The sequence below is a fragment of the Snodgrassella sp. CS2 genome (assembly GCF_050310315.1).
Lineage (GTDB): Bacteria > Pseudomonadota > Gammaproteobacteria > Burkholderiales > Neisseriaceae > Snodgrassella > Snodgrassella alvi_E.
In genome coordinates, this window is the sequence record NZ_JBNPBA010000017.1 from 1 (window position 1) to 5,418 (window position 5,418).

General features: G+C 29.6%; 6 protein-coding genes and 1 pseudogene. All 7 read left to right on the top strand.

Features of this window, described 5'->3' with window-relative positions; genetic code table 11:
• On the top strand, window positions 1-507 hold a 507-nt coding region (locus ACQP6D_RS10875), incomplete at its 5' end, for an RHS repeat-associated core domain-containing protein (protein ID WP_427858211.1).
• Window positions 488-1,135 (top strand): hypothetical protein, encoded by a 648-nt coding sequence (locus ACQP6D_RS10880; RefSeq protein WP_427858212.1) that lies wholly within the window; start codon window positions 488-490, stop codon window positions 1,133-1,135. The genes ACQP6D_RS10875 and ACQP6D_RS10880, both read left to right, overlap by 20 nt.
• A 190-nt stretch (window positions 1,136-1,325) precedes the next feature.
• The gene (locus tag ACQP6D_RS10885) at window positions 1,326-2,819 is read left to right on the top strand and encodes a hypothetical protein (protein WP_427858213.1); all 1,494 of its coding nucleotides are present in this window, start codon (window positions 1,326-1,328) and stop codon (window positions 2,817-2,819) included.
• Window positions 2,820-3,002: 183 nt separating this feature from the next.
• Window positions 3,003-3,569 (top strand): hypothetical protein, encoded by a 567-nt coding sequence (locus ACQP6D_RS10890; protein ID WP_427858214.1) that lies wholly within the window; start codon window positions 3,003-3,005, stop codon window positions 3,567-3,569.
• A gap of 249 nt (window positions 3,570-3,818) precedes the next feature.
• A complete protein-coding gene (locus ACQP6D_RS10895; RefSeq protein ID WP_427858216.1) occupies window positions 3,819-4,475 on the top strand; it encodes an RHS repeat-associated core domain-containing protein in 657 nt (218 codons plus the stop codon).
• A gap of 26 nt (window positions 4,476-4,501) precedes the next feature.
• A complete protein-coding gene (locus ACQP6D_RS10900) occupies window positions 4,502-4,879 on the top strand; it encodes an SMI1/KNR4 family protein (protein ID WP_427858215.1) in 378 nt (125 codons plus the stop codon).
• A gap of 267 nt (window positions 4,880-5,146) precedes the next feature.
• Window positions 5,147-5,418, top strand: a pseudogene (locus ACQP6D_RS10905) (hypothetical protein); the annotation flags it as partial.

A 5,418-nucleotide genomic window follows, 5' to 3' on the forward strand; every position in this document is an offset into this window, starting at 1 on the left:
CATTACAATACTTTCAGGTACTATGACCCTGATATAGGCAGATTCACGCAGCCGGACCCGATTGGGTTGTTGGGTGGATTTAATCTGTATCAGTATGCGCCTAATGGGTTGACTTGGATTGATCCTTGGGGTTGGAGTTGTGGTACAGATGCTAAAAAATTACGTACTAATATGAAAAATGGGCATGTACCTGTTCCAAACTATAATTATTCAGCACACCATATTGTTATGTCTAATTCACAAGATGTAAGAATGGTAAAACTTAGAAAGAAGATGAAAGTGCTAGAAGTGAATAAAAATTCAATTGTAAATGGGGTATATTTACCGACTTCTTCTAAAGATAAAGCAAAGGCACAAACTAAAGCAATTGCTCATTCTAAAGTTCATACTGAAATATATATGGAGAATGTTTATAATAGACTTATAAATATAAATGAAAGTAATGAATTCAAAAATGAATTGAAAAAGATAGGTAAGGAGCTATTAAATGGAACATTTGAATATTAAACTAGGGAAATTGAATTTAGTTAACATAATAAATATCCTTAAGAAAAAATATGAAAATATTATGTTGTCCCCCAAAAAAATAAATGATGAATATTATCAAAATGCTTTGTCAGAATTTGCATATAAAAAAATATCTAAAGGTCCAAGTGTTAATATTAAGCCATTTGATTTTCAGCTAGATGGTTTCAAAAAGGGTAGAGAATTAAAGGCATTACCAAAAAATATCGATTATACACATGTATATTACTTTGATAATAATAATAATTTGCTTTTAACTGAAATTTATGGTCAAGCAGAAAATATTGTTGATAAAGAGTACTATTTTTATGATGAAAATCATATTGAATCAATCTATTTTGAAAGTGGTACAAATGATGTACGTAATATTTCATTTTTGATAAATGAAAAAAAGCAAGCAAAATATTGGATAAATTATTCTGAATATGGATATGGAGTTTCGGAATATATTTATAGTAATGATAAGCTTACAGAGATAAATGTTAAAATCAGACAACATGAAACAAATGAGTGTACATGCTTTACCAATTTTTTTGAATACAACAAAGGGGAATTAGTTAAAATAACGAGTAAATATTCTAATGGTTATGAAGAACAACTCTACCCATAAAAAACGTATTAATTAGATCTTTATTACTTATTTTAAATTGCAATAATACTCTATATTATATAAAAAATTTATCCACACCGTTATAGTTAGGAACAGCTAGTGCATCTATAAACATACATTACTTAAAATTTATTATTATTTTCATTTATGTATAAAAAATTAACATGGTATTAGTTAAAGGATATATGTTTTGAATGCTTTTTTTGATTTTCTCAATGAGAAAAAAATTAAATTTAATATAAGAAACCAATATATTTATATTCATAATGATTTAGATTTAAGATATACTAAAATTAAAACATTGCCTAATAATTTGATTGTTAACGGTAATCTAAATTTAGAATACCTAAATATTAATATACTACCAGAAAATTTATTTGTTAAGAAAAATTTAAATTTAGCATATACTAAAATTAAGTCATTACCTAATAAAATACATGTTGATGGTAATTTGTATTTAAGAAATACAAAAATTAAAATGTTACCCCAAAATTTGGATGTTGGTGGTAGTTTAGATTTAAGATATACAAAAATTAATGTATTACCTAAAAATCTATGTGTGAATGGTAATTTATTACTTGCTCATACGAAAATAGAAACATTGCCTGATAATTTATCTATAAAGGGTGATTTATATTTAGAATATTCTAACGTTAAGATTTTACCTAATAATTTATCTGTTGGTGGTTTTTTAAGTTTAAATCATACAGAAATATATATGTTACCTGATGATTTAAATGTTAAAGGAAGTCTAGATTTAGCATTTACAAAAATAAAAACATTACCAGATAATTTTATTATTAATGGTTTTTTAATTTTGAATTCATCTAATATAAAAATTTTGCCAGAAAATTTATCAATTAAGGGATTTCTAAGTCTAGATAATACAGATATTGAACAGTTGCCTAAAAGTTTATTAATTGGTGGTGATCTATTCATAAAAAACACGAAAATTAAAAATTTACCTGACAATTTTTTTATTGGTGGAAGTTTAGAATTAATAAACACAGAAATAGAAACATTGCCTGATAATTTAACAATTGGAGGTAATTTAAATGTAAAATCAAAAAAAATAAAAATATTACCAAAAAAAATGTTAATTAAAGGTAATTTAGATTTAAGTCACACTCAAATTAAAATTTTACCTCATGATTTAATTATTCTTGGCAATTTAGATTTGAAATATAGTAATATTGAATTATTACCTGAAAATTTTTCCCTTCAAGGAAATTTAAATCTAAGAAATACTAAAATTAAATTTTTACCCAAAAATTTGTTTATTGGTGGCAATTTAGATCTGAGCTATAGTGATATAAGAACATTGCCGGAAAATTTATTTGTTAGTGGCTCTTTAAACTGTGAGTTTTCAAAAATTGAGTTTGTATCAAAAAATATTATTGTTAATGGTGATATAATTCTAAGACATACTCCAATCGAAATTTTACCTGAAGATTTTTCTATCAACGGCAGTTTAGATTTGGGATTTTCTAATATAAAAAAATTACCAGAAAATTTAAAAATTGCTGGTTATTTGAATTTAACTAACACTTCAATCGATATATTGCCTGACAATTTGTCAGTTGATGGAAATTTAAATTTAGTCAATACAAATGTTAAAAGATTGCCTAAAAATTTATCAGTCGGTGGAAAGTTATTTGTAAACAAAAATAACTCTTTGGAATAATATAAATACTACTATAATACGATGCGATTGCTAACCTACGAGGCCAAAGACGAAACCAAGACAGCCGCATTGAAAACCAAAACTTCGTACGCTTTAACTATATATTTCAAAGCAGTAGGAATACTTAACTGAGGCGTAGGAGCATTTAAAAAATAAAACCAAATCTAAAACAAGTGGAAAGAAATGTTAATCAAAAAACAACGCAGTCAAGAAAATACAGTATTCGGTGTCTATATAAAAGATGGGTTGTATTCATTAGCGCAATCCAGAAAAAACCATTGGATGGAGTTTTTTAATATATTTAATGATAAAGATGAATGGGATGGGGTAGACCTGAATAAGGTTAATATCTTATTTACCTATTCAGTGGCAGCACACAGACTTAAAGAGTTATTAGTTTCTATACAAGATGAACATGTACGAAAAAATGTACGCCCACAGCAATCTAGAATTATTGCAATAACAGATATTTTGGCTGGTACAAGAGGTCTGGTGGAAATGGATGACAGATATGACACCGTAGATAATAAAGTTTTGATTCCTAAATTAACTGTAAAAGATCACTTAGATATTATTCAAACAAAAGAGTATGCGGGAATGTATGGAGATTCTAAAGACATCCAAAAACGTCTACTTACATTCTATGAAACTGGCATCAATTGGGATGAATCTAAAAAATTTTCGTTTCCTGAAGCAACAGCGCCAGAACCTACCCAAAAACCTTTAACCAAAGAAGATTATTTGCACTAGTATAAAAACTTGTATGCAAAAACTTTATTAAGGTTTGGATGGAACAAGTTATAACTATAGTCTACTAAATAGGAAAAGAACGAGGTTGCCAAGATAAAGTTTGAAGGGCAAATCTGCTTTTAATTTATCATCTTTCCCAAATTACCATTACATTAACCGTAGCCGAAGCCAACACATCATTTCAGCTATGGTTCTAAAAATATTCTTCTAGATGAAGCCGGTCATATTGTATGGGCGTGCAGCTATCAGCTGTGGGGCAAGCCGATACAGGAAATCGAACACAGCCAGATACAACAGAACCTGAGGTATCAGGGACAGTATTTAGACAGAGAAACGGGCTTACATTACAATACTTTCAGGTACTATGACCCGGATATAGGCAGATTCACGCAGCCGGACCCGATTGGGTTGCTGGGTGGGTTTAATTTGTATCAGTATGCGCCTAATGGGTTGATGTGGGTTGATCCTTGGGGTTTGATATGCAAAAATCCAAGTGGCTACAAAAAAGGGAATGTTGATAAACATGGTAATTTATCTCCTAATGCTAATAGGGCTTCGGGTCATAGAAACATTAGATCGGATAATTTTGTACAAAGTCATCATTCAATACAAGATGCATGGGCTAAAAAACATATATTTAGTTATCAAAGAAACGCAGCACCAGCAATATTATTGCAGTCTTCTTCTGGTTTACCACATGCTAATATTAGTAAAGCACAAAGGGCTAGAAGATCAATTAATGGAGGATGGAATACAACCTTAAAACAAGAATTCAACATAAGTTATCGAGAGATGGTAAATGCTGGTGTGCATGAAGCTCAAGCAAAAAAAGCTTTAAAGAGTTCTTATAAATATTTTGATAATATTAGAAACTCTAATGCAAACAACCCTTTTTTTGATTTATAAAATATTAATTGAATGGTAAACATTGTATGGAAAAAAAATTAATTATTGAATGTTTATGTGCTCTTGAAAAAGAAATGAATATCAGCTTTCCAGATTTGTATGTAAAATTTTTGTCGGAAGAAGTTCAAGATATAGAACCATATGAATTAATTAATGAAAGAGAAGAATATATATACATATATAATATTAATAATATTCAAGAAAGAAATAATGTATACAATATACAAGACTTTGAACCTGATTATTTTTTAATAGGTCAAGATGGTGATATAGGCTATTTTATTTATGTAAGAAAAAATAATGAATCAAATTATATATACAGTTTAGATTTAGGTGCATTGGGTTCTCTGGAAATGGATAAAGAAGCAACTAATATCTATAACTTAGGCAAACATGTCCAATGACATATTTGAAGACATGATACGGAAAGGATTATAATAATTTTTTATAAGATTAAATATTATTAAAAATTATAAAAATAATGGCCTATAAATTCAAGAGAAGTACTAGAACAATAATAAAATAGAATATTTACTATTTAGTACAGAATCACATTAAATAAAATGTTTATGTCATATTGTCTATCTCTTTCAGCAAATAATGGAACTATAACTAATGTGACTAAACGCATAATTTAACAAATCCATCACGTCAAACACGTTGCCACCACCTTGCCCGATGGTCGTACCCTCAACAACCTCTATTACGGTTCCGGCCATCTGCACCAAATCAACCTTGATGGCACCACCATCAGCGACATCGAACGCGACCGCCTACATCGCGAAGTCCTGCGTAGCCAGGGACAACTGAACACCGAATTCAGATACGACCGCAACAGCCGCCTGCAACACAAACAGACCCGGCGCGGCCACAACACCATCCTGCCCGACATCCTCACCGACCGCCGCTACCAGTACGACAACCTCGACCGGCTGGTGAGTAA